The following is a 23396-nucleotide window of genomic DNA, read 5'->3' as shown; positions in this document are numbered from 1 at the left end:
GCGCAGGTTCTGCGGGAGCCCGACGAGCTTCGCCTCAGAGCCTGCCCTGCCTGCCGTTGTACACCGCTGCACCACTGGCGACGAATGCACGGAAGGCATCGAGCGCCGCCTCCCTGGCCACATCGCCATGAAAGGCAATGCCCCGCCGGGCGAGTTGATCCTGCCAGTCCGGCGGCAGGGGGCCTTCATCAAAGCCGGTCATGGCCGCCATCTCCGGGCCGGAGCCGGCCACCACCAGGGAGCGGACGCCAGACCACAGCACGGCGCCAAAGCACATGGCGCAGGGCATCCAGTTGACCACCAGCTCAAAGACCGGCAGGCCCTGCGCCCCCAGATCAAAGCAGCCCAGCCGCGCCTGCGCCAGCGAAAGCGCCATGATCTCCGCGTGCAGGGACGAGCAGGCCAGGGGCACCACCCGATTGACCGCCAGCATCAGCACCTGCCCGGAATCTCGCTCGAAGACGCCTGCGGCAAAGGGCCCGCCGGTTCCCCGCTCCGTGTTCAGCCGGGCGAAACGGATGACAGCAGCCACCCGCTCCTCCCGGGTTTCCAGGCGATCCGGCAGGGCCGCCATTTCCTCCCAGACCCAGGCCGGCAGCGTCAGCCGGCACTCAAAGGGCTCAATGCGCATCGGCCTGCTCCGTATACAAGCGCCGCACCGTGTCCGGCACCCTGCCCTTGGGCAGCAACCTATTGTCCGGCCCCAGCTCAAAGATGCCGAACCACTCCTCAGGGTCTTCCGGTGCATGATGGGCAGGATCATCCCAGGTTTCGCCGCTCTTCCACCATTCGTCCTGCCATTCGAAAAAGGCCAGTCCGCAGAAGTGCTCCTTGCCCTGTGCCGTGTGCAGATCCCGCCAGATCTGGACAAAATGCCTGGCCACCTCCTCCGCCTTGTGGCCGCCAAAGCCGGGTACCTTTGGATTCGGCTCTGTGGGCGAGGTGGAAAAGCCGACCTGACCAATGAGCACCGGCTTGTGGCTTTCCCAGGCGAGCTGCTCCAGATAACCCTGATAGCTGGTGCCGGTCCTGCGGCCAGGACCCGAGCTGCGCACCGCGTTGGCATAGGTGTAGAGATTCAGGCAGATCAGATCGCCCATGTCCGGCAGCATCGCGTCTTCAGCCGCCACCTCCAAGTCGGGCCGGTCGCTGATCGGGCCGATGTGGGAAAAGCTGGTGTGGCAGTACAGGTGCCGCTGACCATAGCGGCTGAGCTCATAGTCAATGGCCCTGTCGATGAGCATGGCCATGGCGACTTCACTGGGATTTCTGTGCCGCACCACCACATGTTTGCCGGTAAAAGCGGTGACCTCGGGATGCGCCCGGTTGGTGGCCGTAACCGAGGCAGGCCGCAGTTCGTCGCCAATGGAAAAGAGCACCAGCCGCTCCGGACGACCCACCCGATAGTTGTGGTCAATCACCTCTTTGATGATCGCCATCTGCCGTTCCTGATAGCCGGGCTCCAGGTAGTCGCTCTCGTAGGGCGAAAGCCAGATGTCCTGGCCGTAGACGAAATTCTCCCTGTCCAGAGCCGCGAAAAAGCCGGCAGGCATGTGGCGGGGGAACAGGTGCAGATAGTTGACGCCCATCTGCCGCATCATGGGCAGATGCAGCGCATAGCGGCCGTCATCCGCCGGCGAGTCGCCGTGCAGCGGCGATTCGCCAATCAGAAAGGGCGAATAGCCCATGCCCCTGAGAAAAACGGGCGCGCCCGGCGCCCGCAAATCCAAAAGCCGGTTGTCCCGAACGGCAAAACGTTTGGGCTCGGGTGTTTCCGGCCGCATGGCAGCAGCCTTTTCCGGTCGCGGCTGAGCGGCAAAAACGCCGCCGCACATGAGCGTCAAAAAGAGACAGCACAGGGGAAAAAGGCAACGGGGCGTATGCATGGCTGGATGGCGCGTGGCAGAAGGGCTGGCAGGCCGCCGGCCGGGGCTCGGGAGAGGCTAGGCAAACCCGTATCGGCACAGCGCCTGCTGGCGCTGTCAAAACAATACTCCGGCCACAGCCGAGCGCCGGAGTATTGGTTCGTTCCGCAGGGCCGCGGCTCTACAGGGCAAAGCGGAAGGCAGCGCCCAGAAAGACAGTGTCCGTATCCACGCCCTTGGTCTCGTCGCGCAGGTCTTCCTTGTTTGAGAAGCGGTAATTGGCGGAAATATCCACAAAGGTGTGTGGGATCAGCTCCAGATTGACCCCTGCCTTGAGCGCAAAGAAGGGTTGTTTGGCAAAGTCGCCGTCGCTGTAGATAATGCCAATGCCTCCGCCGGCATACAGGGTGCCGCCGAAGAGCAGATAGGCCTGCGGCGCCAGAGCGGTTTCATCGAGACGTTTGGGCAGCAGCTCCCCAGCCAGCTCCACGCCAAAAGGCCCCTTCCAGTACTGATAGCTCACCAGATACGACAGCCCCTTATCGTCAAAATCCTTGTCATCCAGGTCCTTAAGCATGACCCAGTAATTGACGCCGCCGCCAAGCCGGTGTTCGGCCAGGGCATTGCCAGCCGTCAGGGTGCAGAGCAACAGGGTCAAAGTACAGCAAAATAAACGCATGGCCATTCTCCTCTTTCAAATGGGATGGATTGCCAAAAACACAGGGTAGGTGCCGGCAGTTTTTGCGGAATCTGCGGCATTCTACCGGTTCGACTGCCGCATGACAACAGGAAAGCCCCCGGTTGGATAAAGGCGGCACCGCGTGACCGCAGGCGGCCCGCAACAGGCTGCCATGCCGGAAAATGAAAATGGAGAGCCGTTTGTGGGCGAGATTCCTTCAAAATGAGGAGAGCTGTACGCCGCAGACGGCGCTGCCACGGGCATCAAACAGGCCCGAATACATAAGCGCTTAAAATTTCAACCTTCCTTTTTGCTTGTCCGGCATACAGCATGTGGTACAGGTACCTGAAAGGGTGGTCCATGGGCCAACGCAAAGATTTTTCATCACTTCTCAGGAGGCAGCATTATGGCCTTAGTGAATGAGTACATCTCAAAAGAGGACGAAAAAAAGTTTATTGCCCCGCTTGATCTTTTTCGCAAAATGGAGGGCTTCCCTTCCCCGCCCTACAACTGGACGCGGGATGCCGAACGCGAGCTCTGGCTCACTAAACTCTGCCAGCAGCGGCCAGGCATGGGCGGCGGCTACCACGCGGAATGGCTGCTCTACGACCAGGGCCGCTACTATGAGTTTTTTATGGACGATGACACCAATTTTGGTGCGCCAAGCGTGACCTGGACATTTTTTGGCTTCAATCCCCGTTTTGCGCCCATTCCTCCCGAAGAAGAGCAGGCCAGGGTACTGCAACTGCTGAAAGAGCTGTTAACAGCCTACGGATATGCCGGCGCAATCCGGCAGCAACCGAATACCACCATTACCTTTACCAATTTTTAACAGGCATTGACAAACAGCCGATTGAAAACGAGCCACGAACCCACTGGACAGCATATCCCCATGCCATACAAACAGGCCTGCCGGGCCAACTGGCAGAGCAAGAAGCCGCTCCTCCGGCTAAACGGGCAGGGAATCAGTCCCCGAACACCTTGAAGCGCTCTGCCCTGTCCATAAATCCCTTTTCACCCGCAGGAGCTTCGATCGAGCCGAAAGGAGCTTGTGCCCGAAGCCGCCAGCTCTGGGGCAACGCGTACTTTTCGGCTACCTGCACATCAACAAGAGGATTGTAGTGCTGGACGCTCATACCAATACCTCGTTCAGCCAATGCCAACCAGGTCGCATAGAGGGCAATGCCGTGCGATTGTTCCGACCACAGCTTGAAATTCTCAGCATACCGCGGATACTTTTCTTCCAAAGTGGTGATCACATCCTGATCTTCAAAAAAAAGAATGGTCCCAATACCTGCGGCAAATCCAGCCAGCTTCTCTTTTGTTTGTTCAAATGCATCTGCCGGCATTATCTTCTCCAAAGCGCTGGCGGTGAGGTGTCTCCAGAAATCTTTAGATTCCTGACCGAACAAAAGCACTGCCCGGCTCGTTTGTGAATTGAATGCAGATGGTGTCTGCGTGATAGCCCTTTCTATCAGTTCAATCAATGCCGAGGTCGAGAAAGGCACGTTTTTTCCAAGTGCATAGATAGATCGACGTGTTGTTTGCAGTTTTAAAAATTCTGACATAGTTTCTCCTCCGCTACTGTTTGTTTGGGCATGATAAATTGATATATGATTCATAAAATCATGATTTATGCATCCTTCTCTATAGGTTAACCATTCTGATGACGCTATAAAATTATATTGATATATAGCAAGGTGTCATAGGCACAGATTCACATTGCCAATGTATAGTTCGACTAGCACCCAGTTGATAAATTATACTTCAGGTAACATGCTACAAGAATTTCAAATACCAAGTAACGAAGAGTCGGCGAGTTAATAATCCATCTTACACAATTTTACTTGCAATACACATTGATGCAACTTTTTCAATTAGCTATTATCATTACTAATGCAGTTATAACTTGAATCTACCTTTATATCAACGTTATCTAGGCATTCCTGAATTTTATAAAACGCAGTATTGCAAAGCTCATAATATAAAGTAGAATTTATGAACTCCATCCCAAAGAGTATGCATATCGCTATAACCGATCGTCACCTCAACTGTCATCCAATATAAAATTATTGATGAAAAATAACAAATACCTGATGGTCTAGAGCCTGTTATTTATACATCTGAGCTCGATATTGTTAATAAAATAGTTCCAAATTGATAAAAAATTCTTCATCTTTATTTCTGCCAGGACACGCTGAAATTCAATCCTTCGCTCTCACCCGGTAACACTTTGCCTCACGAACGGAATTTCGTTTCGTCGTATGCCCGCTTTCTTCCATAAAGCCCTGATCCAGATATCGTTTCATGATCATCTTCCGAAAATTAGATAAATTGCTTTCTTCGCCTTTCAGACAGTCATAGGCCCTCTTGAGCTCCAGAAGCGTGAAGTCCGACTTGCTACGGAGGAGCTCAAATATGATGCTGGTATAATCCACCTTACCCCGCATCCTTTCAAGGCCGACAGATATGATATGCCCATGATCAAAAGCCAGAGACTCCAGCTTGATTTCCACGCCCATGGCGGAACTCAGGACAATACCTTCCTCTCTTCTTTCGACATTGAAAAGCGCTGCATCAGACACGGTGTTTCCCGGCTCGAACCGAACCGCACCTTCCGGGACGAGAGCCAGATATGCAACGGAAATGATCCGCATCCTTGGATCGCGCTCCACTCCTCCGAATGTATATAACTGCTCCATATACGCCCCTTCAACGCACGCTTTCTCGGCAAGTTTCCGCCGCGCCGTGTCTTCGAGCTCATCATGCATGCCAACAAAACCGCCGGGCAAAGCCCAGAAATCACGAAAGGGCTCATTATCTCTCTTGACCAGAAGCAATTGCAGGGCTGGTTCCACCCGTTCTTTCGCGGAACCTCGCCGCCGTAAAGAGGCGGTTTTCATCCCCGAGCCATCCCCGCTTTCGTCGGCCCTTCCTCCTTTTTTTCTCTTTCCTGCCGTTACGACGAGGATATCCACCGTTACTGACGGCTTATCAAACATTGAGGGATCATATCCTTCTAGGCCACCTGCTGTCCGTTTGCTCTCTGCCATTTTTTACCTTCTGTCCAAAACGCTAAACCTCCCAGACCACAGCCTCGTTATCCGACATATACCTGAAAATGCCTGAATGGGGAATAGCCACCGGGTATTCGTTCACATGGGTGAGGGCAATACTGACGCTTTCGTTTACCGCTTCTTCCCGCACCTTGGGTTGTGATGCAATGCGTTCTGCAAGTTTTTGCATGTCCATATGGCCATAACGCAGGCTTCCCTGAAAAGGATTATACGTATTGGTCACATCAACGATTCCGGGGTTAAGTTCATGGCGGCCGCATTCACCCGCCAATTCTCCGGCACCATGACGCGTGACATAGGTTCTGCTCACATAGCATGATTCGATCGGCACTTCCGGCCCAAAGGATTGCATGATGGTTTCCTGAGGATAATGAATACCCGTTCTGCTGGGGGTTTTATATTCCATGCCATCATCTCGCTCCTCTTCATCACCATCCAGCAGAAGGCCTTGACCATTCTCGAATACCACATGGCCAAATTCGCGGAGAAATGAAGGGTCGCCCATGAGCGTGCAATGGTTAATCATGAAAAAAAAGTCATCCACATAATGGTTTATCAGACCTTCTGACATTGCCAGTTCACGATACTTTGCAGATGGCATTTCCTTGTTTTTTATGCCGTATTCAGCAAGTCTTGGGAAAAAGAATCTATCACGGATATTTCTGAGAACGCTTTTCAGAAATAGCGGTCCATAAATTAAGATTTCCTCAAGGCTTGTGCTACACATATCATCTTGCGCATGGTATCTGTGTATTGTTTCCCATATACCATGTCCACAGGTACCATGCCTGTCAGATCCTCTGCTCTCTTCAAGCATCTGATTGATCATACAATCAAATGGCGTCACAAATCGGCAGGCACTGCTTATATATACCATGGGTAATTTTCCCAGTTTTTCCAACTGTTGGTATTCTTCCCGGAATATGATCGGATTTACAAGAAAATGCCTGTCTATATAAGTTGCAGCCCCTGCCAGTGTTCCAGAGCCAAAATGATGAAACACATGCCGTATGCCATCGGAAACGACGGTATGTCCTCTCTGTGCTCCACCATTACTGCATACGACTATACAAGATTCCCCCATTGCAAGAGCAGATTTGACGAAGTAGTCAACCAGCAAGCCTTTTCCTTCATCGCCATAGTTGGCGCCCATAACTATCCGCACTTGTTTTGTCATAATTTTCTCCCTGCAAAAATGGAGCGGATTGCTCCGCTCCCAAGACAACATGAATATTTCTTGGTTACCATCCGATGATAGGTATATTTTGGGAATCAATATCTGTCGATACCTGATGAATTCCCCCAATATCGGCAGCCATAGCCATCTTCTGCTCCATATTCCTCAGCACTATTTTTGTAATTATGGCAGATATCATCTCCATATCTACAGAAAATAGGTGTTGATTATCCAGATACTTTGAAAAACTATATTTCGTATCCTCAAAGCTATGAAGACCCTCCTGTATATGCAGGTGAAAAATTTCAAACATTCTCGACGCTTCCGCATACAGAGATGCGGTATCAATGTCTTTGTCGATTTTTCCACCAAGAACGTTCTGTATACTTGTCATCATACCTCGAACAGGAATATATGGATTCAACATCTCATCTCCCATGGTGATAATGATGCCTTTCTTCCCTCTTTGCCAACAATCCAGTCGCGTATGATGCAGCCCGGTATACCAGGCCAGGGAATAGGATTCCCAACCATTGCCGCCGCCGCCAAATTCGAAGTACAACTGTTCGAGTTGATCAGCGATTCGTATGTCAGATTCAAACTGCGACATCTGCAGCGGCCTTTTGTCGCAGGCCATATCACCTATACCCATGATCATGAACTCCACATCCTTGACCTGGTCGTAAAGGTTCGTCATGATCACGTTCAATTTCATGGCGACCTCAACAGCCGCCTTGCCCATGCTTCCTGTCACGTCCAGGGCCAGTATCACAGGAACTGTGGCGGGATGCTCCGGGCTGTCGCAGCACTCTCTGATCACTCCACGCGGATTGAGGGCCGCGCTGATGTCTCTGCTCCTAAATATGTCCTGGTTGTTGTAGCTGCCTGCCACAGCCCCGCTGCTGTCGACCACGCGTCCTCGGCTCTTTGCAAAGGCTTCGTAGTCGTCGGATGTCCATGCTCCCGATCCCATAGTCATGCCTCCTCTTTCGAAAAATCATCCATGTTGCCGTCCTCATCACCTGCGTCCAGGTCAAACATGTCTGCAAATATCTCATCCAGACCGCCTTTTCCGCACATGAGCATAAGCGGCAGCATATTTCCCAAGGACATGCCATCTCCCGCGCCCATGAAGCCGCCTGCTGTGCCTCCCTGACCGGATGGTTTTTTCAACATTCCGCTGAGCATCATGTATTTCATGATCCGGCCGAATCCCTTGCCCTTGCCAGGATTGCTGCCGAACAGGGAGACTATCTTGCCATAAAAGAAGGCGTTTCCCAGAAACACATGCCTTTCAGGGATCATGGTTTCGATGGTGTTGTCCTCATAATTGACGACCTTTATTTCCTCGCCTCCGACTTCGACCACGCACCTTGGCTTCCCTCCGGAGATGATAATGTCGCCTCGTTTGACTTTCCTGGTCGGGACAATCCAGAACAGGCTGTCAAATCCTCCGAATACAAAATTGTCGCAGTTAATGAGCTTGCCCTTTTCCACGTTGTACGTCTTGTATTCGCCGCTTCCGGTTTTTACAGCGATCCCGCCCGTTACGGACAGCTTGCAACAACCGGGCTGCACCCCTCCAAACATGCCTGCTAAAAAGTCTTTTCCCATAGCGAAGCCTCCCCATGAATTTATATGGTTTAAATAACCATATTGAATTGACTCCTTTATATGGTTCACTAAACCATTTGTCAACGATTTTTAAAATTTTCCTCCATTTTTGAGCCATAACTGGCATTGCCAAAAAAAATAATTCATTGTTTTTACGTAATTAAAAGCCTATTTAAAATGGGCCATGCCTGGCAGAAACAATGCAGTATTCTGGATTATGCGAAGGGACGCGCCCTGGCGGGCCTGCCGCCCGACTTCGGCAGATGGAGCAAAATATTCATCGGCGTTTTATTCGCTGACGGGACAGGGGATGTCGCCGCTCATTGTACCCAAAAGCAAACGCCAAGAGCGGCGTGGTGACGACCGGGAGCTTTATGGGTCAGGCACCTGACAGCAATGGCCTTCCCCACTTGAGGGGGTGGCGTGGCATAGCCACCGGATACGCGAAGCATACGGCGTCACTTCCTGCCACCCTTCATATCAGGTGCCTTGTTTTATGGCCCAAGCCTCGTGACCACACGCTCTGGCAAGGCTGTTGGCAAAGGCTCCTGGCATGACTACGTCGCCATACCAGTCGGCATTGCCGAAGACCGAGCCGTAGCCCTCAAAAACGCCCGTTTCTTCAAAAGACTTGATCTCAAGTGGACGGGTGGTGTGTTTCATGGTGTCTTTTCTCCTGTTTCCATCCTCAACCCGGCATAAAAAAAGAGCGCGCATGTGGAAGGTGTGGCTCCCACACGAGCGCTCTTTTTTTATCTTGCGTCCCCTTTTGGCCTGGCCGGGCCTCCGGGAAGCCGGAAATGTCTGGTACTGCTGGCCGCGTCAAGCGGCTTTATATTTTAGCTCATTTCATACGAGCGCACGAATTCAAGTTCATGCTCACAAAAATGCATCAACGTACTCGAGCGTTCACTATCGGCATCTGGGTCAGAAAAACTGACTATATACCAGTCCTGCTTTCCGTCCGTGCCTTTATTGGCAGAAAGAACAGTGCCAATATCGCCCTTCCTGGCGTTATACCCCTCTCCATCATCGTCATATTGGCTTGCATCTGGGTCAATCAATAGACGCACTGTGCAAAATTCAGGCAACATAACCTACACCTCCAAATCATCCAGTAAAAACAGCCATCGTCTTTCTCTGTTTTTCCCTGGAATATAAGCAGTAATCAATTGTGGGTAATCATTTTTTCCCAAATATTGCCATGCTGTTTCCAAAACCACTTCATTTCCGTTTAGGCCCCTGACAGGAATCATTATAGTATAATGATCGTTATCATTGGAGTGTTTTATCTGATTAGGCCGATATTCCTGCACGCCTTCAACGAGTTTTTGCTGTAGCAATCGCCAATTTTCTTTTTCAAATCCCAAAATATCGGAGAACATCTCAGCTTTGCTGCGAGCGTCCGGGTTTAAAGACTCCTTATTCAGCGAATATTGGGTCAATTTCCGCTCATCAACAAATGCGCTGTCCGCATTCACCAAATGGCCAAGGTCATCCGTCTTTTCATCCGTGACCCAATAATCCTCATACAGCGGGATGATCGCGCACACGCAACCGCCATGAACAGGCGGGTGCATTTTGGCTCGTCTGGCGGTGTAGTCCCATTTGCCAGCCCCACCGGGGATAACCTCGCCCTTGCCGACAAAAGCCTTCTCTATCCCCACAATCTTGCCGTTCAACTGACGACAAATATTGCAGGACCTGCTGCCGTTGGCGATCCATTTGAGCCGCTTCACGCCAGCTTTTCTGTACGCCTCGCGAGCATACCAGTTGGCCCCATGCACTGCCGCCACTTTGCTCAGCTTCTCGGCCCGCGTGGCATTCCACTGTGCAAGCCGGTCCAGAAGGGCTTCCCGTGGGTCGATTTCGCCCAAAGCCAGCTCCCGCAATTGCCGTACTGATGATTGCAGGCAATCGCCAGCCTCGATCTCGGCATACCGGGCAACCGTGGCCTGCAAATGCCTGGTCAGCGAATCCGGCGACACCTTGCACTGCCGGGCAGCCATCACCGCAATATTCGCGGCCAGATCGTAAAACACGCGATTATTCGCTTTGGTGGCGCCAGACAGTAAACCATCATACAACTTTTGCAGTGCCGCGAGAAACTCGCTGTTCGCGTTCTTTTGTTTCTCCTCCGGGAAGTATTTGTCAACCAGCTTGCGCACGCCAGATACTTCCCGCGCCACCTGCTCACGGTACATCGATCCCAGCCTGATCCGAAGCTCCTGCATAATGCGGTTCAGATCGCTGCTTTCTTCACTCCATTCGCCTGCAAGCGATTCATCCCCGCAGACGCGGGGAACACGGGTCAAGAGCACTCTCGGCCATGGCCTGCGCCGGTTCAGCCCCGCGGGTGCGGGGAACACCTGATCATCATCGCCGGAATTACCGTGCCCGTCGGTTCATCCCCGCGGGTGCGGGGAACACGCCGCCGCAGTCTGGACATTTCTGCTCCGTCTCGGTTCATCCCCGCGGGTGCGGGGAACACGTTTGACCATTCCTTCCAGCTTTCGTCGTACTCGGTTCATCCCGCGGGCGCGGGGAACACGACGATGGCGGCCGCATGACGATAACGCGCACCGGTTCATCCCCGCGGGCGCGGGGAACACCAAGTTGTTTTTTAAATTCAACTCGATCACCACGGTTCATCCCCGCGGGTGCGGGGAACACCCCTCGTCGCCGCCGGCCTGCGACCGGGTTGACGGTTCATCCCCGCGGGCGCGGGGAACACGACAGTCGGGTCTTCATCTGCTCGATGCTTGCCGGTTCATCCCCGCGGGCGCGGGGAACACCAGTACCCGGACGCCAGAGACGCGGCCCTGGTCGGTTCATCCCCGCGGGTGCGGGGAACACTTTGAGTATGCTTTATAATGCAGTAGATAAGTCGGTTCATCCCCGCGGGCGCGGGGAACACGTCGGCCCCGAATTCGTGCACGAGGCCGGGGCCGGTTCATCCCCGCGGGTGCGGGGAACACACAAGCTGGCAATCGGCGGGCGGGGCCGTCTCCGGTTCATCCCCGCGGGCGCGGGGAACACGACAATGGCTCTGGCCAGATGAGCGCACCTGGCGGTTCATCCCCGCGGGCGCGGGGAACACGAGCTGCCCGCCTTGATGCTCAGTTTCCACGCCGGTTCATCCCCGCGGGTGCGGGGAACACCGGGCTCTGTCCCAAGTCATCGCCGTTGATGACGGTTCATCCCCGCGGGTGCGGGGAACACGCCCTGGTGGTTTTGCTTGTGACCGTCACAAGCGGTTCATCCCCGCGGGTGCGGGGAACACGGGCATTTTTTAATCGTTTTTGTGCTCATCAACGGTTCATCCCCGCGGGTGCGGGGAACACGCCCGCCCTCTATCTCCGCGCCGCCCTCGTAGCGGTTCATCCCCGCGGGTGCGGGGAACACTTTCAGGCATTCCTTGATGTTGACCCTCACGTGCTGTATTCTTGCTTCCAAGGGACGCGCCGCACCAAGGGAGGCCACTCCGCCAGGGAATGCGTCGCGGGCCGCTTCGTGAGCCGGAGCGGTCTTTGCCCCTTATTTTGCTTCATCCCCGCGGGTGCGGGGAACACAAAATCAGGGAAGGTTGCGACAAATTCATCTGCGGTTCATCCCCGCGGGTGCGGGGAACACCAAAACTCGGAAATGATAGCGTGTGCCTGATTCGGTTCATCCCCGCGGGTGCGGGGAACACATCTTCTTTTGGGCTTTGGGTTGTTACCATTTCGGTTCATCCCCGCGGGTGCGGGGAACACTTCCACCCCGCCGATAGAGACAACATTACAGACGGTTCATCCCCGCGGGTGCGGGGAACACGCGTGCCACTCTGGGCTGCCCTTGCCGTCAGTCGGTTCATCCCCGCGGGTGCGGGGAACACTCTGGTAGCCGGTGTTATGCAGACCCGCAAACCGGTTCATCCCCGCGGGTGCGGGGAACACTGCAGTTTGCTCAGGCTATGGGATCCGGTGTCCGGTTCATCCCCGCGGGTGCGGGGAACACAGGCTTTGCGGCATCAGGGGTTAAGTGACGTGCGGTTCATCCCCGCGGGTGCGGGGAACACCCGAAGGTGACGGCCAGCCCCTCGTATTCCGCCGGTTCATCCCCGCGGGTGCGGGGAACACGGCACCGAGCGGACACGATTTTCCCTCAAACCCGGTTCACCCCGCGGGTGCGGGGAACACATATCACGCAGGGACCTGGAAAGACGATCCAGCGGTTCATCCCCGCGGGTGCGGGGAACACTTCACATGGGAGCCTGCATTGTTCAATGCAGACGGTTCATCCCCGCGGGTGCGGGGAACACGTGCCGGTCTGCTGGCTGACCGCGAAGAGCTGCGGTTCATCCCCGCGGGTGCGGGGAACACGCTGGAAAAACAGCTGGAAGAATGCCTGCCGACGGTTCATCCCCGCGGGTGCGGGGAACACTTCCTCGTACCGCCGCCTCGCCCTCTGCAAATCGGTTCATCCCCGCGGGTGCGGGGAACACTGTTGCCGCGCAACATACTCATTGGCAAGATGCGGTTCATCCCCGCGGGTGCGGGGAACACAGCTGCAGCACCGCATCCATGGCGGATTCCAGCGGTTCATCCCCGCGGGTGCGGGGAACACTTCGTGGGGCTTTTTCAACTCGGCGGCCAGCTCGGTTCATCCCCGCGGGTGCGGGGAACACACATCCCCACCGGTCAGAGTGGCCCACAGGCGCGGTTCATCCCCGCGGGTGCGGGGAACACCCATACATCAACCTGGGATTGCAGGTTGCCCACGGTTCATCCCCGCGGGTGCGGGGAACACGAGGGAGAGCTGCTCGCTCATGGCTGCGCCTCCGGTTCATCCCCGCGGGTGCGGGGAACACTGGGGTCCGTTCTTGCGGGGTCGCCCTGGTCGCGGTTCATCCCCGCGGGTGCGGGGAACACGCGAAGCTGCCCCGAGTCAAATGCGACCATTGCGGTTCATCCCCGCGGGTGCGGGGAACACGTATGCCCGCGGCGGCAGTGATATTACCGGGCCGGTTCATCCCCGCGGGTGCGGGGAACACCGCCGGACGACTGGGCCTCGGCGGAGATAACACGGTTCATCCCCGCGGGTGCGGGGAACACGTTTCAGGCGGTTCATTCTTCCATAATCAGCCCGGTTCATCCCCGCGGGTGCGGGGAACACCGCCGGACGACTGGGCCTCGGCGGAGATAACACGGTTCATCCCCGCGGGTGCGGGGAACACGTTTCAGGCGGTTCATTCTTCCATAATCAGCCCGGTTCATCCCCGCGGGTGCGGGGAACACTTTTGTGTGGACGCAAAACCGCTAGCTCGGCGCGGTTCATCCCCGCGGGTGCGGGGAACACATTACCAAGCCGTTGCCAATCCAGGTTACCCACGGTTCATCCCCGCGGGTGCGGGGAACACCAGGGCGAACCTAAATTCTTGCGCATAAATATCGGTTCATCCCCGCGGGTGCGGGGAACACATGTGTACCATTCTGGATGAAGCCAGAGATATCGGTTCATCCCCGCGGGTGCGGGGAACACTTTCTGGGCGCTGCCGACAGCTGATGCATTGTCGGTTCATCCCCGCGGGTGCGGGGAACACTGCTTCATATTATAGAGTTGGAGCAGAAACGAAGGTTCATCCCCGCGGGTGCGGGGAACACACTCAGTCGAACAAATCACCCCTGATACCTCCCGGTTCATCCCCGCGGGTGCGGGGAACACCGGCTCGATTAGGGTATAGTGTTCATATGGAGCGGTTCATCCCCGCGGGTGCGGGGAACACTCATGGGCGGGGGGAGCCTGGCTTTCTGGACACGGTTCATCCCCGCGGGTGCGGGGAACACGCATAGCCAGTCTGCCTGAATACCAGAAACGACGGTTCATCCCCGCGGGTGCGGGGAACACGCATAGCCAGTCTGCCTGAATACCAGAAACGACGGTTCATCCCCGCGGGTGCGGGGAACACCAAAGAATCCTGAAACATATTTACATTCTGTTCGGTTCATCCCCGCGGGTGCGGGGAACACTCCACACCCCAAAGCTGAGCAAATACCGTCTGCGGTTCATCCCCGCGGGTGCGGGGAACACCGGCGGGATTTGGTGATGTCGCGCAGAGACGGCGGTTCATCCCCGCGGGTGCGGGGAACACGAAGCGCGCTGGCCCCGCAGATGATAGACCAGCGGTTCATCCCCGCGGGTGCGGGGAACACCCCCGCCGGTTCGTCCGGCGGGGGATTTAAACGGTTCATCCCCGCGGGTGCGGGGAACACCGACCGGGAAACCATCGAGATCGCCCTGACCGCCGGTTCATCCCCGCGGGTGCGGGGAACACTGGATGGCGGGCCGCCCCATGGGGCAAGACCCTGGTTCATCCCCGCGGGTGCGGGGAACACGCATAACGTGGTCTTCGCCGGGAGGCGAAGGACCGGTTCATCCCCGCGGGTGCGGGGAACACCGACCGGGAAACCATCGAGATCGCCCTGACCGCCGGTTCATCCCCGCGGGTGCGGGGAACACTGGATGGCGGGCCGCCCCATGGGGCAAGACCCTGGTTCATCCCCGCGGGTGCGGGGAACACGCATAACGTGGTCTTCGCCGGGAGGCGAAGGACCGGTTCATCCCGCGGGTGCGGGGAACACTCTTCCAATAAAAAAACGACATACCAATAAATTACACAGCACAAAAAAATCCACCAACTTTTCCTGCTAATTTCCCTCCGGTATCTCGGGTAAAAAACGCACCAGAGAAAAACCGTCAAAATCGACCGGTTCCCGTCGGTTTCGACCTGCGGTCACAAAAGAAAAGCCCGATTCGTTGTTGGCGCTCCAGGCCATGACCGCATTGCCATCCTCGATCTGCTCGGTCACCACTGCCCACAGTCGGTCTCGGACGCGAACCGAGTAATTGCCCACATATACGCCGGCCCGTACTTCCAAAAGCCAGCGTGCCAGAAATCCGCGCAGCCTGGGTGGCGCCAGTTCAGTGACGATGACCAACATCACCCAGTCCCTCCTTGTCGGGAAAGGCCACCGGTACGGCTTCCGGATGTGCCTGCGGCAGGTTTTCGCCGGCAGCGGCCAGCACCTCCTCGATCACCGGGATGATGCGGCTCAGTAGCTTCTGCTCGCGAAACAGATCGCGGCAGCGCAGGCGCACCTCGCGGGCCACATCAGCCCGCTTTTCGCCGATCGTGCGGAAGGCTGCGGGCACGACCGTCTCGAACTTGAACAGATCCGCAATGTCGTACACAAAGGAGAGCGGTTTTCCTGTGTGGATGAAGCCCACGGCAGGCGCATAACCGGCAGCCAGCACCGCTGCCTCGCAGACACCGTAGAGGCAGTGATTGGCAACGCTGAGCGCCTGATTGAGCGGGTCGGCGGCGTCCCAGTCCTGCGGGTTGTAGCTGCGCCGGCCCCATTTCAGGCGATAGCGCGCGGCCAGCTGCTTGTACATCTCCCGGACCCGTGCGCCTTCAATGCCGCGAAGCTGCTCAACGCTCCGGCGGCTGGGCGGCTCTTCGCCAAAGCGTAAGGTATACATGGCGCGCACCACCTTCAGGCGCAGCGCAGGATCCAGCGCCAGCCTGGCCTGATAGAGCAGCCGGTCTGCCCGGGCACCGCCGGGTTGCCCGGCAGAGTACAGGCGGACACCGCCCTCGCCGATCCAGAGCAGCAAGGTGCCACAATCTGCGGCCAGGGCAATGGCTGCATGGGTTACCGTGGTGCCCGGTTCCAGCATGATGCAGGCCAGTCCGCCCACGGGAATCTGCATGCGCACGCCGTTGACATCAACCAGCACCAGGGCGCCGTCTTCCACATCCAGACGGCCATAGGCCAGGGCAAGCATGCTGCTGCGCTCCTTGATGGCAATCACTTCGGAATCGAGACGCATAGCGATGAACTCCATTTTTCATCCCCGCGGATGCGGGGAAACTTGCTCTGTATTCGGTTGTCAAAGAACAGGAACACACGGTTCAGTGTCCGTGGACGGTTTGTGTGCGCCGCAGGCCAAAGCGGCGGCCTGCTGAATCGAAAGAAAGCGGCATATCTGGCACACTGTCGTCGCCTTCCGCAAAGGATGGGGCGTCAAGGACGGCGGTATAACGCTCCAGCGGCAAGGGCAGAGCACTTTGTAAGGCTTCGTCTTCACTGGCGTACAAGCCAGCGAATACCGGGGCTGAAGGAATACAGGCCTTGCGTCCCAGCCAGACGCCCCACACCGGGTCTTGCAGGGCTGCAGCCGTCTCTTCCAGTGTCACCCGGTCGCCCTGTAAGAACACACGAAAAGCAGCGTCGAGCAGATACTGCCGCCACGTAATGTGGCAGTCTTTGATTGCGCCACTTGCCTTGAGTGTATCCTTCACAGTGTGATAATCTTCCAGACGGCGCACAGGCAGGTTTTTTTGTGTTTCTCCAGTCTCCACGACGAGCGGCAGCACCACGGCCCGCATGTGCAGGCGGTTGCAGCGAGTCAGAAAATCTGCCTCCGCCTGTGAACCTCGCTCCAGACCCAGGGCTGCACAAAGAAGACCTGTCACCGCGCTGCGGGTGGGCAGCAGGCTGGTCAGGCGGTGATTGAACTGACTGACCACGCCCCAAGATTGTAGGGGACCTTCCAGTCGCAAAACCAGGCAGGCGCTTTCAGACGACATACTGTTTCACCTCCTCCAGTACCTTAGTCAAAGGCTGGTCGGGAATACGGTATTCGGCCGCCGCCGCCAAACCCCAAGTCACCTGCAGAGTGGCATATTCCTGTTCCAACTTTTCCCGTGATGCGGCCATCAACCCACCCTGCGGATACCACACCGGCTTTTCAAAGGCGTTGACCAGTTGCACCGGATGGCCTTTTTCACGCACTACCACCAACACAAAAGACGGCAATGTGGTGGCATTCATGGAATTTTTTCTGGCTGAGGGCATGGCCCAGAGCGTAGCGCGCATAAAAGAGCACACCACTTTTTGCCGCTCTGCCCGGTCAAGCTGTCCCAGATGGACAGCATCGGCCAGCATATCCAAATTAAGTGCGGCAAAGCGGTAATAGGTGGCGGAATTGAATTCCAGCGTGCCGGTCATGCCTGCACCGGCTTCATCTTTCGGCTGGAGGTCGTCCACAGCGGCGAAAAAGTCAATTTCATTGACCGCCCGATGGGTGGATAGCGCGTGGCTGAACATGGCCGCACCTTCCAGCGTGAGAGAGGGGTCATTTGCCACCATACGGCCAAAGAGGGCAATGTCGGCAGCATCCTTCAAACCAGCTTTGGCAAGAGATTTCACCGCTTTCTTGGCATCCCTTTTTTCCGCATAGGTAGTAGCCAGAATTTCCAGCTCCTGTGGAGAGGTGAAGAACAGCGTTTTAATGCGTTCTGGCGGTGTGTCCAATTTATTCAGTGCCGTGCCCAGCGCCTCTGCCCCCTGCTGCGCTTCTTCTGGCGAAAGACCGCGTTGCATCAAATGGTTGCGCAAGGGTGCGATCACCAAACGGGTTCGTTGGCCACCAAAACGCTCAGGCACATCCTCCCGCATCAATTCCCGCGCCGCCCGCTTCCAGCATTGGCTGGAAACCCGGGCGCGGGGTACGCCGCCAAAGAAGGCTGTTTTTGGGGAGCCGAAGTCATCACGATTAAGGCAGGCCACAGGGACGGATTGGAGTATATGCAGTTCAAGGTGTTTCATAGGTTGCTCTTCTTGCTAGGCAATTGAGAATCAGGAAATCGGTTGAAGCAGCAACATGCCAAAGCCAAAGGCCTTGGCCGTGCCGATGCCACAATGAAAAGCCTCAGTAAAAAGCTTCCGGTCGATGACGCGCAACATACCACGAAAGCGCACACCAATATGGGTGCCGGTGGACTGCTTGCGCCTGAACGGCAGTGTACCGATTTCGTCGATCCCTAAAGGCGCGTTTTCTTCCAGTCGGAAGCCGTGTTGCTCAGCCTTAGCCGTCAACCAACGCCGCTGTTCATCTTCGTGCAGCAGGGCCAGTCGCCTACCATTTTTGCGGCGCTGCCCGTTTGCGTCAAAGACATGTACCATGCGGGTGGGATTGGCCAGGAGGTCAAAGCCATAAATGCTGTGCTGTAAAAATGAAGGCGCAACACCTTTCAGGCCCCAGGCCTCAGGCAGGCACCAGCTCGGCCTGATGGGTTCCGTCATGGAGAGCACATACACGCGGCAGCAGTCATTCACCCAATCCAGGCGCAGCAGAAAATCCCGGTTTGCATCCGGTCTGCCTGGAAAACAATCCCACACTACCCGGTGCCAGGCATAGGTGTCAGAAATATGGCGACGAGCTAGATCTTCCTTGTGCAAAATCATGCGGGCAAGCCATGTCATGCCGTTTCCTCCCCGACTTTTTCCTTAGTCTGTTCAGTGCCCCAAAAGGTGGAAGCCCAAGCCGCACGCGCTCTGGGCCAGGAGGCCAGATCTTTTTCCAGAGTCGCATAGTTGACAGGGATTTCCTTGCTTTTTGCGTACAAAACCACCCGAGCTGTTCGGGCGCAAATTTCCTCTCTATCCGCGCTGAGCAGGTACATGAAACGCCGACTCATAGGGCCTGGCGCTACGGTTCTGCCCTGTCCGTCCGTGCTTTCCCAGGTGTGCTCGTCTGCGCCGCAGAGACGGCGACAGACCGTACCCATATTGCCCTCGTCGCAGGGTTGCGGATGATAGGCAAACAGCGCAGCCACGGTGCGCACTGCCCTCGCCTGCTGGCTTGGGCCAATACCTTTCAAACCTGCCAGCAGGGGCCAGGCCCGTATTTCCGTCTTGTCTGCCAGGGCATAACGCAAGGTCGCCATCACCCCTTTGTTGGCTGCGTTGCGCTGCAAAAAGTCCATCAAATCGCTCATGCTCCCTCCTTGTCTGGTTGTTCCAGTATCTTGCGCGCTCGGCTCCACAAGAATTTTTTGCCCGCAACAAAGCCCCGCAGCTGGCGTTCGTTGTCCTGACTGCAGGCCGAGGCATAGGCCTGCATGGCACTTCGCCCCAAAAGTTTGCTCCAGGCGAGCTGCTTCGGGCGAAAATCCGGCGTGTCCAAAAAGGCGACTATCTGAAACAAGAGCGGAAGGCCGTGTTCCACTGCAGTCCAGTAATTGCGGCAGGCCAGGGCGCGCAGTCGAATGCATACTTTATTCTTATCTTTGCCGGCAATTTTCAGGCGCAAGGCCCAGCCACCGTCAATGACAGCACGCCATGTTTCCACAGCATTGCCCAGCTCGCGCTCCATTTCTTCAGCTCTCTTTACTTCCTCCTCATAGGTGGCGTGCCCCATATCCCGAAGCATGATGCCTGGTACATGAAAAACCGATTCCACAGTATCCACGATCTTGGCCTTATCACGAGCGAAACCGTCCACCACGATATCCGCGCCCAGCGAGGCATCACTGTCGTCGCAGTGTGCCAGTGCGATGCAGCCACCGACGCCGTTATGGCGCTTGACCGTCAGGGCATGCAATTGCCGCCATATCGCCCGGCCAGACTGAATGCCCAAAAGCGTCTGCTCCTCCTTGTTCCTTTTCTTGTGGGTGATAACCGTGGCACTGAATTCCGCGGGAAATGGGTTTTGGGAGCTGGTAAACGATGGGAAGGTCAGGCCGTTGCCCAGCAGCATGGTTCTGCCATCCCTGGCAAGCAAAATGGTCCGGGCCAGCGGTACCAGACGGCCCAGAAAAGTCCTTGTAGCATTATGTACCGCATCTTTGTCTTTCGGCCCGTGCGGAAACATTTCCCACAGCGGTCGGCCTTGCCAGCCTGTGCCCAGGCTCGTATACGCATCCAGCTCATCCACGCTGGCCATGTTGAGGCATATGCTTTCCGGCAGATTGTGTCCGCGCAGAAAGGTGTGGAGCATGGACAATGGCGCACAGGGCGCGTCATTGGAGCTACGGGATGTGATGACGTCCCCCCAGATGACAGAACCAATCTGGCCACCTGGGCTGAAGTTCTGGTAAGTTAGGAGGCCCAGCGCGAGTCGTTCATGAGGAAATGTGCGCGCCTGGTCGCTGCCGCTATGGTCAAACAAGGTGGAATTGTTACCAGCGGCCAAGGCAAAATCCAGTTTGGCGGCAGCAACCTGCCCGCCTTCCCCAGCGCCATCCACGTCGGCATCGTCAGCCGTTTTCTTTTTACCGTTTTTCGGTTTTGAGGCGCTGCACAAACCGGCTACCTGCAAAAACGGCTTTTTGGGGTGGAACAGCTCAAAACTGTCGTGCCACTGTTTCAGGTAGTGGGTCACGGCTTCGGGCAGACGCTGCCGTAGGGTCAACCAGGCGTCGTAATTTTCCGGGATGCCGCAGGCCGCATAGGCTACGCATAGGAACAGCCGCATCAGGGCCACGCGTTCGTGGGGACGCACAGCCACGTCCACAAGGCTCGCACCGCACAGACAATCGGCAAGCGATGCCAGGCAGGAGCTGCCATCATCCCGAATACAGGGAATCCAAGGGGAAAATGCAAGATTCATACGCCCTCTTTGTTGAGAATAATACCAAGCTGCTCGTCCCAAGCCAGACCTCGGCCAGGCTTGAGCCCTGCCACTTCCGCCCGGCCATCTTCATGCACCAGAATGCAGCCGTCAATGAAGCAAGAGTCAAGGCGAGTATCATTGGGAGGCACTGCAAAATGTCGGGACGATATTTTTATGGTGTTGCGGTGCAAGTGCTTGGCAGCTTGCAGGGAAATTCCTTTTTTGTCCAGCACAACGAGAATGGATTCCTCCAAGAGACAAATGCTTTTGCCTGTGTCGGCGCGGCACAGTACAAAAGTATAGTCTTCGTTATCTGAAAGGCGAGTACACAGGCCCGCATCATCTTCCAGCGCCACTTGCCAGATGTTGGCGCCCATGTCTGCCAGCTGTTTGGCGGCAGCGGCTGTGCCCCGGACTTCGTCGGCTAGGTCTTCCCACCCGGGCGGGCATTCCTTGTCTGCGTAGGTGGCGGCCATCAGCGGCCGAATGTCAGACGGCAGAGCCAAAGATCCCAGCGGCTCCCACTGCTCCAGCGAGCGCAGCAGCACATAGGGTTTATAGACAAAAGCCTTGTCGCCTAAAGTTTTTTTGATGTCGTTGGCAGTCATGCTGCACAGCTCCTCCAGGTTGGCCGACTCGCGCAGCAGACAGAGCAAGGGCGCTGGCAAGGGCCTGCCGGCGCGCTCATGACGCCACAAACGTCCCAACCGCTGCAACAGCATATCGGTGGGCGCCAGTTCGGAGAAAAGCACATCGGCATCCAGATCCACGCTCTGCTCTACTACTTGGGTGGACACCAGAATAGCACCACCCTGTCGTGTTCCCTGCGGGCCAAAGCGGGTCAGCCATATTTCCTCCAGACGTGTTCGCATAAAAAAGGGAAAGCGGGAATGGAGCAGTCCCAGCGGCAGGGGTGTGTCTGCCTGTTCGCGCAAGGATCGGAAGGCGTTTTGGGCGTGGGCCACAGTATCGCACACCCAAAGCACCTGTGCTCCCTGTTTGGCCAGATCCAGAGCTTGCTGCCTGGCTTCGGCTTCGCTGGCATGGACGATGCACACCTGTACATCCGGCCTGGAAGGCGGACAGACAGGTTTAATCTTTTTGTCTTGAACGCGCCCGGTAATGCGAGTGTTCGGTACGCCAGCATCTTCGTTTTCGCCGGACAGTCCCAGTAAGTTGCAACGCATTGTATCGGTCAGCGTGGCCGACAGGACAATGACCGTGCAGCCCAGTTTTTCTAATTCATTGCACAGGTGTTGAATGAGACGGCCTGTGTACACATCATAGGTATGCACTTCGTCCAGAATGACGATTTTCCCAGTCAGGGCAAAACGGCGCAGAGGAAAATGCTTGACCGCTAGTACAGACAGCAAGGCCTGATCAATGGTGCCCACACCAAAAGGAGCAAAGAGTGCTCGACGCGTGGTGTTGAACCAGAGCGAATCAGTGGATAGCGGCGAGCCCTTGTCACCAGCATCGGGCGAAGCCGGCACGGCAAGCTCCTTCAGGTCGTCAAGCAGCCAGGAATTGCCATGGATGAGCTGGGTCGGGGCTGCTTTTGGACAAATGATACGGGCAAACTGTGCAAGCCGCAGAAACATACGGTTACTGGTGGCCTGGGTGGGCAGCGCAAAGAACAAACCACTTGCCTGCCCCTGCCGCAAGAGATGGCTGGCGGCAAATAGGACGGCTTCAGTCTTACCCATTCCCATGGGCGCCTCTATGATATAGATGCCTGGCCCAGTAATAGTCTCTGCTACCATTTGCTGTAAGGGATAGGGCTTATTACCCGAAAATATCTCCGCAAAGGATAGCCCCGTGCACATTGGCGGCAGCCCCAGCCCCGTGGACAGCACCGCTGCTTCGGCCCGGCGGCGCAGTTCGTCTTCCGACAGTTCAATGTCTGCCGGGAAAAATTGCTCGTCTGAACCAATCCAGTCGGCCAAGGTGATCAGTCCGGCAATGCTCCACAGACGAGTGTCTTCTTTTTTGACCGCGGGCAAGGCAGGGCTGCCGCAGCGCTCCCACATTTCACGCAGGCACTGTTGGCGTTCGTCTTCCAGAGGTTTGCTATGCAAATCAGACCGGAAAGGCCGGGAGGTGTATGCTTTCACCAAGCGCCCGTGGTGGATGCCCACAACAGCACCCCACATAAAGGCACTTTCCACGGGCAGTTGCAAGTTTTGCAGAAACAACTGTAGGCTTTCCTGCGAAATCAAAGGATGCCAGCGATGGTAAATGCCCGGCCAGTTTTTGTCGTGTGCCTGTTCCTCAAGCCCCTGCTCACGCAGCCAGGCGGGGCTTTTTTGTAGAAAATCCAGGGAAATTTTTCCCACATCGTGAACCGCCGCCAAAAAATGTACAATCGACCCAGGTATGCCGTGAATGGTGCAGAAACGGGGAAAGTGGCGTAAGAGTTCTTCCGCCACGCAGGTAACTGCCAAAAGATGTTGGCGCACGGAAATGCCGGGCTTGCCATCGCGCGTTTTTGCCCAATCGTGCAAAAATGTTTTCTGGTGCATACATCTTGTCCCTTTCAC

At 56.2% G+C, this 23396-nt stretch carries 19 protein-coding genes, 2 pseudogenes and 2 CRISPR repeat arrays; of the genes and pseudogenes, 2 read left to right on the top strand and 19 right to left on the bottom strand.

The features are described from left to right. Window positions 1-34: 34 nt before the first annotated feature. From CAY53_RS04950 to CAY53_RS04940, 3 genes are all read right to left on the bottom strand, one after another. Window positions 35-631 carry a nucleoside deaminase gene (locus CAY53_RS04950; protein ID WP_017865722.1) on the bottom strand — a complete coding sequence of 199 codons (597 nt, stop codon included), beginning with the start codon at window positions 629-631 and terminating at the stop codon, window positions 35-37. Beyond that, window positions 621-1886, bottom strand: a complete 1266-nt coding sequence (locus CAY53_RS04945) for a hypothetical protein (protein WP_245874888.1) — start codon at window positions 1884-1886, stop codon at window positions 621-623. Before CAY53_RS04945 ends, CAY53_RS04950 begins: the two co-directional genes overlap by 11 nt. 160 nt (window positions 1887-2046) lie before the next feature. Continuing rightward, window positions 2047-2544: a hypothetical protein gene (locus tag CAY53_RS04940; RefSeq protein WP_146106407.1), complete on the bottom strand. Its 498-nt coding sequence runs from the start codon at window positions 2542-2544 to the stop codon at window positions 2047-2049. 406 nt (window positions 2545-2950) lie between these two features. Between CAY53_RS04940 and CAY53_RS04935 the strand changes: the two genes are divergently transcribed. Next, entirely contained in the window at window positions 2951-3376 is a 426-nt protein-coding gene (locus CAY53_RS04935; RefSeq protein ID WP_104936184.1) for a hypothetical protein, read from the top strand. Between the two features lie 133 nt (window positions 3377-3509). Here CAY53_RS04935 and CAY53_RS04930 read toward each other — a convergent pair whose 3' ends face one another. From CAY53_RS04930 to CAY53_RS04910, 5 genes are all read right to left on the bottom strand, one after another. After that, a complete protein-coding gene (locus CAY53_RS04930; RefSeq protein ID WP_104936183.1) occupies window positions 3510-4112 on the bottom strand; it encodes a nitroreductase family protein in 603 nt (200 codons plus the stop codon). 636 nt (window positions 4113-4748) lie between these two features. Beyond that, on the bottom strand, window positions 4749-5597 hold the full coding sequence (locus tag CAY53_RS04925) for an NUDIX hydrolase (RefSeq protein ID WP_104936182.1): 849 nt from the start codon (window positions 5595-5597) through the stop codon (window positions 4749-4751). A gap of 22 nt (window positions 5598-5619) precedes the next feature. Beyond that, entirely contained in the window at window positions 5620-6798 is a 1179-nt protein-coding gene (locus CAY53_RS04920) for an adenylosuccinate synthetase (RefSeq protein ID WP_181040430.1), read from the bottom strand. 64 nt (window positions 6799-6862) lie between these two features. Then, window positions 6863-7771 carry a hypothetical protein gene (locus CAY53_RS04915; protein WP_104936180.1) on the bottom strand — a complete coding sequence of 303 codons (909 nt, stop codon included), beginning with the start codon at window positions 7769-7771 and terminating at the stop codon, window positions 6863-6865. Window positions 7772-7773: 2 nt separating this feature from the next. Then, on the bottom strand, window positions 7774-8412 hold the full coding sequence (locus tag CAY53_RS04910) for a hypothetical protein (RefSeq protein ID WP_104936179.1): 639 nt from the start codon (window positions 8410-8412) through the stop codon (window positions 7774-7776). A gap of 199 nt (window positions 8413-8611) precedes the next feature. On the opposite strand from CAY53_RS04910, the pseudogene CAY53_RS14080 reads away from it, so the two are divergent. After that, window positions 8612-8708, top strand: a pseudogene (locus tag CAY53_RS14080) (transposase); the annotation flags it as partial. Between the two features lie 226 nt (window positions 8709-8934). Here the strand turns inward: CAY53_RS14080 and CAY53_RS04905 are convergent. The 11 genes and pseudogenes from CAY53_RS04905 to CAY53_RS04855 all read right to left on the bottom strand — a co-directional run. Continuing rightward, window positions 8935-9075: pseudogene (locus CAY53_RS04905) on the bottom strand (HK97 family phage prohead protease); the annotation flags it as partial. Window positions 9076-9251: 176 nt separating this feature from the next. Continuing rightward, the gene (locus CAY53_RS12515) at window positions 9252-9506 is read right to left on the bottom strand and encodes a hypothetical protein (protein ID WP_146106406.1); all 255 of its coding nucleotides are present in this window, start codon (window positions 9504-9506) and stop codon (window positions 9252-9254) included. A gap of 3 nt (window positions 9507-9509) precedes the next feature. Beyond that, window positions 9510-10727, bottom strand: coding sequence for a DUF6883 domain-containing protein (locus CAY53_RS04895; RefSeq protein WP_425430772.1), 1218 nt, complete (start codon window positions 10725-10727; stop codon window positions 9510-9512). A gap of 267 nt (window positions 10728-10994) precedes the next feature. Next, window positions 10995-11817: a CRISPR direct-repeat array (repeat unit 29 nt; unit sequence CGGTTCATCCCCGCGGGTGCGGGGAACAC). A 137-nt stretch (window positions 11818-11954) separates the two neighbouring features. Continuing rightward, a CRISPR array of direct repeats spans window positions 11955-14974; the repeat unit is 29 nt; unit sequence CGGTTCATCCCCGCGGGTGCGGGGAACAC. A 127-nt stretch (window positions 14975-15101) separates the two neighbouring features. Beyond that, window positions 15102-15395 (bottom strand): type I-E CRISPR-associated endoribonuclease Cas2e, encoded by a 294-nt coding sequence (gene cas2e, locus CAY53_RS04890; RefSeq protein ID WP_104936176.1) that lies wholly within the window; start codon window positions 15393-15395, stop codon window positions 15102-15104. After that, window positions 15376-16287, bottom strand: a complete 912-nt coding sequence (gene cas1e / locus CAY53_RS04885; RefSeq protein ID WP_181040429.1) for a type I-E CRISPR-associated endonuclease Cas1e — start codon at window positions 16285-16287, stop codon at window positions 15376-15378. The genes cas2e and cas1e overlap by 20 nt, the downstream gene beginning before the upstream one ends. A gap of 82 nt (window positions 16288-16369) precedes the next feature. After that, complete coding sequence (gene cas5e / locus CAY53_RS04880) at window positions 16370-17047, bottom strand: type I-E CRISPR-associated protein Cas5/CasD (protein WP_104936175.1); 678 nt, start codon at window positions 17045-17047, stop codon at window positions 16370-16372. Next, window positions 17037-18068, bottom strand: coding sequence for a type I-E CRISPR-associated protein Cas7/Cse4/CasC (gene cas7e, locus CAY53_RS04875; RefSeq protein WP_104936174.1), 1032 nt, complete (start codon window positions 18066-18068; stop codon window positions 17037-17039). The genes cas5e and cas7e overlap by 11 nt, the downstream gene beginning before the upstream one ends. 30 nt (window positions 18069-18098) lie before the next feature. Then, window positions 18099-18725 (bottom strand): type I-E CRISPR-associated protein Cas6/Cse3/CasE, encoded by a 627-nt coding sequence (cas6e, locus tag CAY53_RS04870; RefSeq protein ID WP_104936173.1) that lies wholly within the window; start codon window positions 18723-18725, stop codon window positions 18099-18101. Continuing rightward, a complete protein-coding gene (casB, locus tag CAY53_RS04865; RefSeq protein WP_104936172.1) occupies window positions 18722-19240 on the bottom strand; it encodes a type I-E CRISPR-associated protein Cse2/CasB in 519 nt (172 codons plus the stop codon). Before casB ends, cas6e begins: the two co-directional genes overlap by 4 nt. Continuing rightward, window positions 19237-20853, bottom strand: coding sequence for a type I-E CRISPR-associated protein Cse1/CasA (locus CAY53_RS04860; protein WP_104936171.1), 1617 nt, complete (start codon window positions 20851-20853; stop codon window positions 19237-19239). The genes casB and CAY53_RS04860 overlap by 4 nt, the downstream gene beginning before the upstream one ends. Beyond that, complete coding sequence (locus CAY53_RS04855; protein WP_104936170.1) at window positions 20850-23378, bottom strand: CRISPR-associated helicase/endonuclease Cas3; 2529 nt, start codon at window positions 23376-23378, stop codon at window positions 20850-20852. The genes CAY53_RS04860 and CAY53_RS04855 overlap by 4 nt, the downstream gene beginning before the upstream one ends. Window positions 23379-23396: the final 18 nt, after the last annotated feature.

The sequence above is a fragment of the Desulfobulbus oralis genome (assembly GCF_002952055.1).
GTDB lineage: Bacteria > Desulfobacterota > Desulfobulbia > Desulfobulbales > Desulfobulbaceae > Desulfobulbus > Desulfobulbus oralis.
Note: the sequence above shows the minus strand (reverse complement) of the source record. Positions and strands in the feature narration are given on the sequence as shown.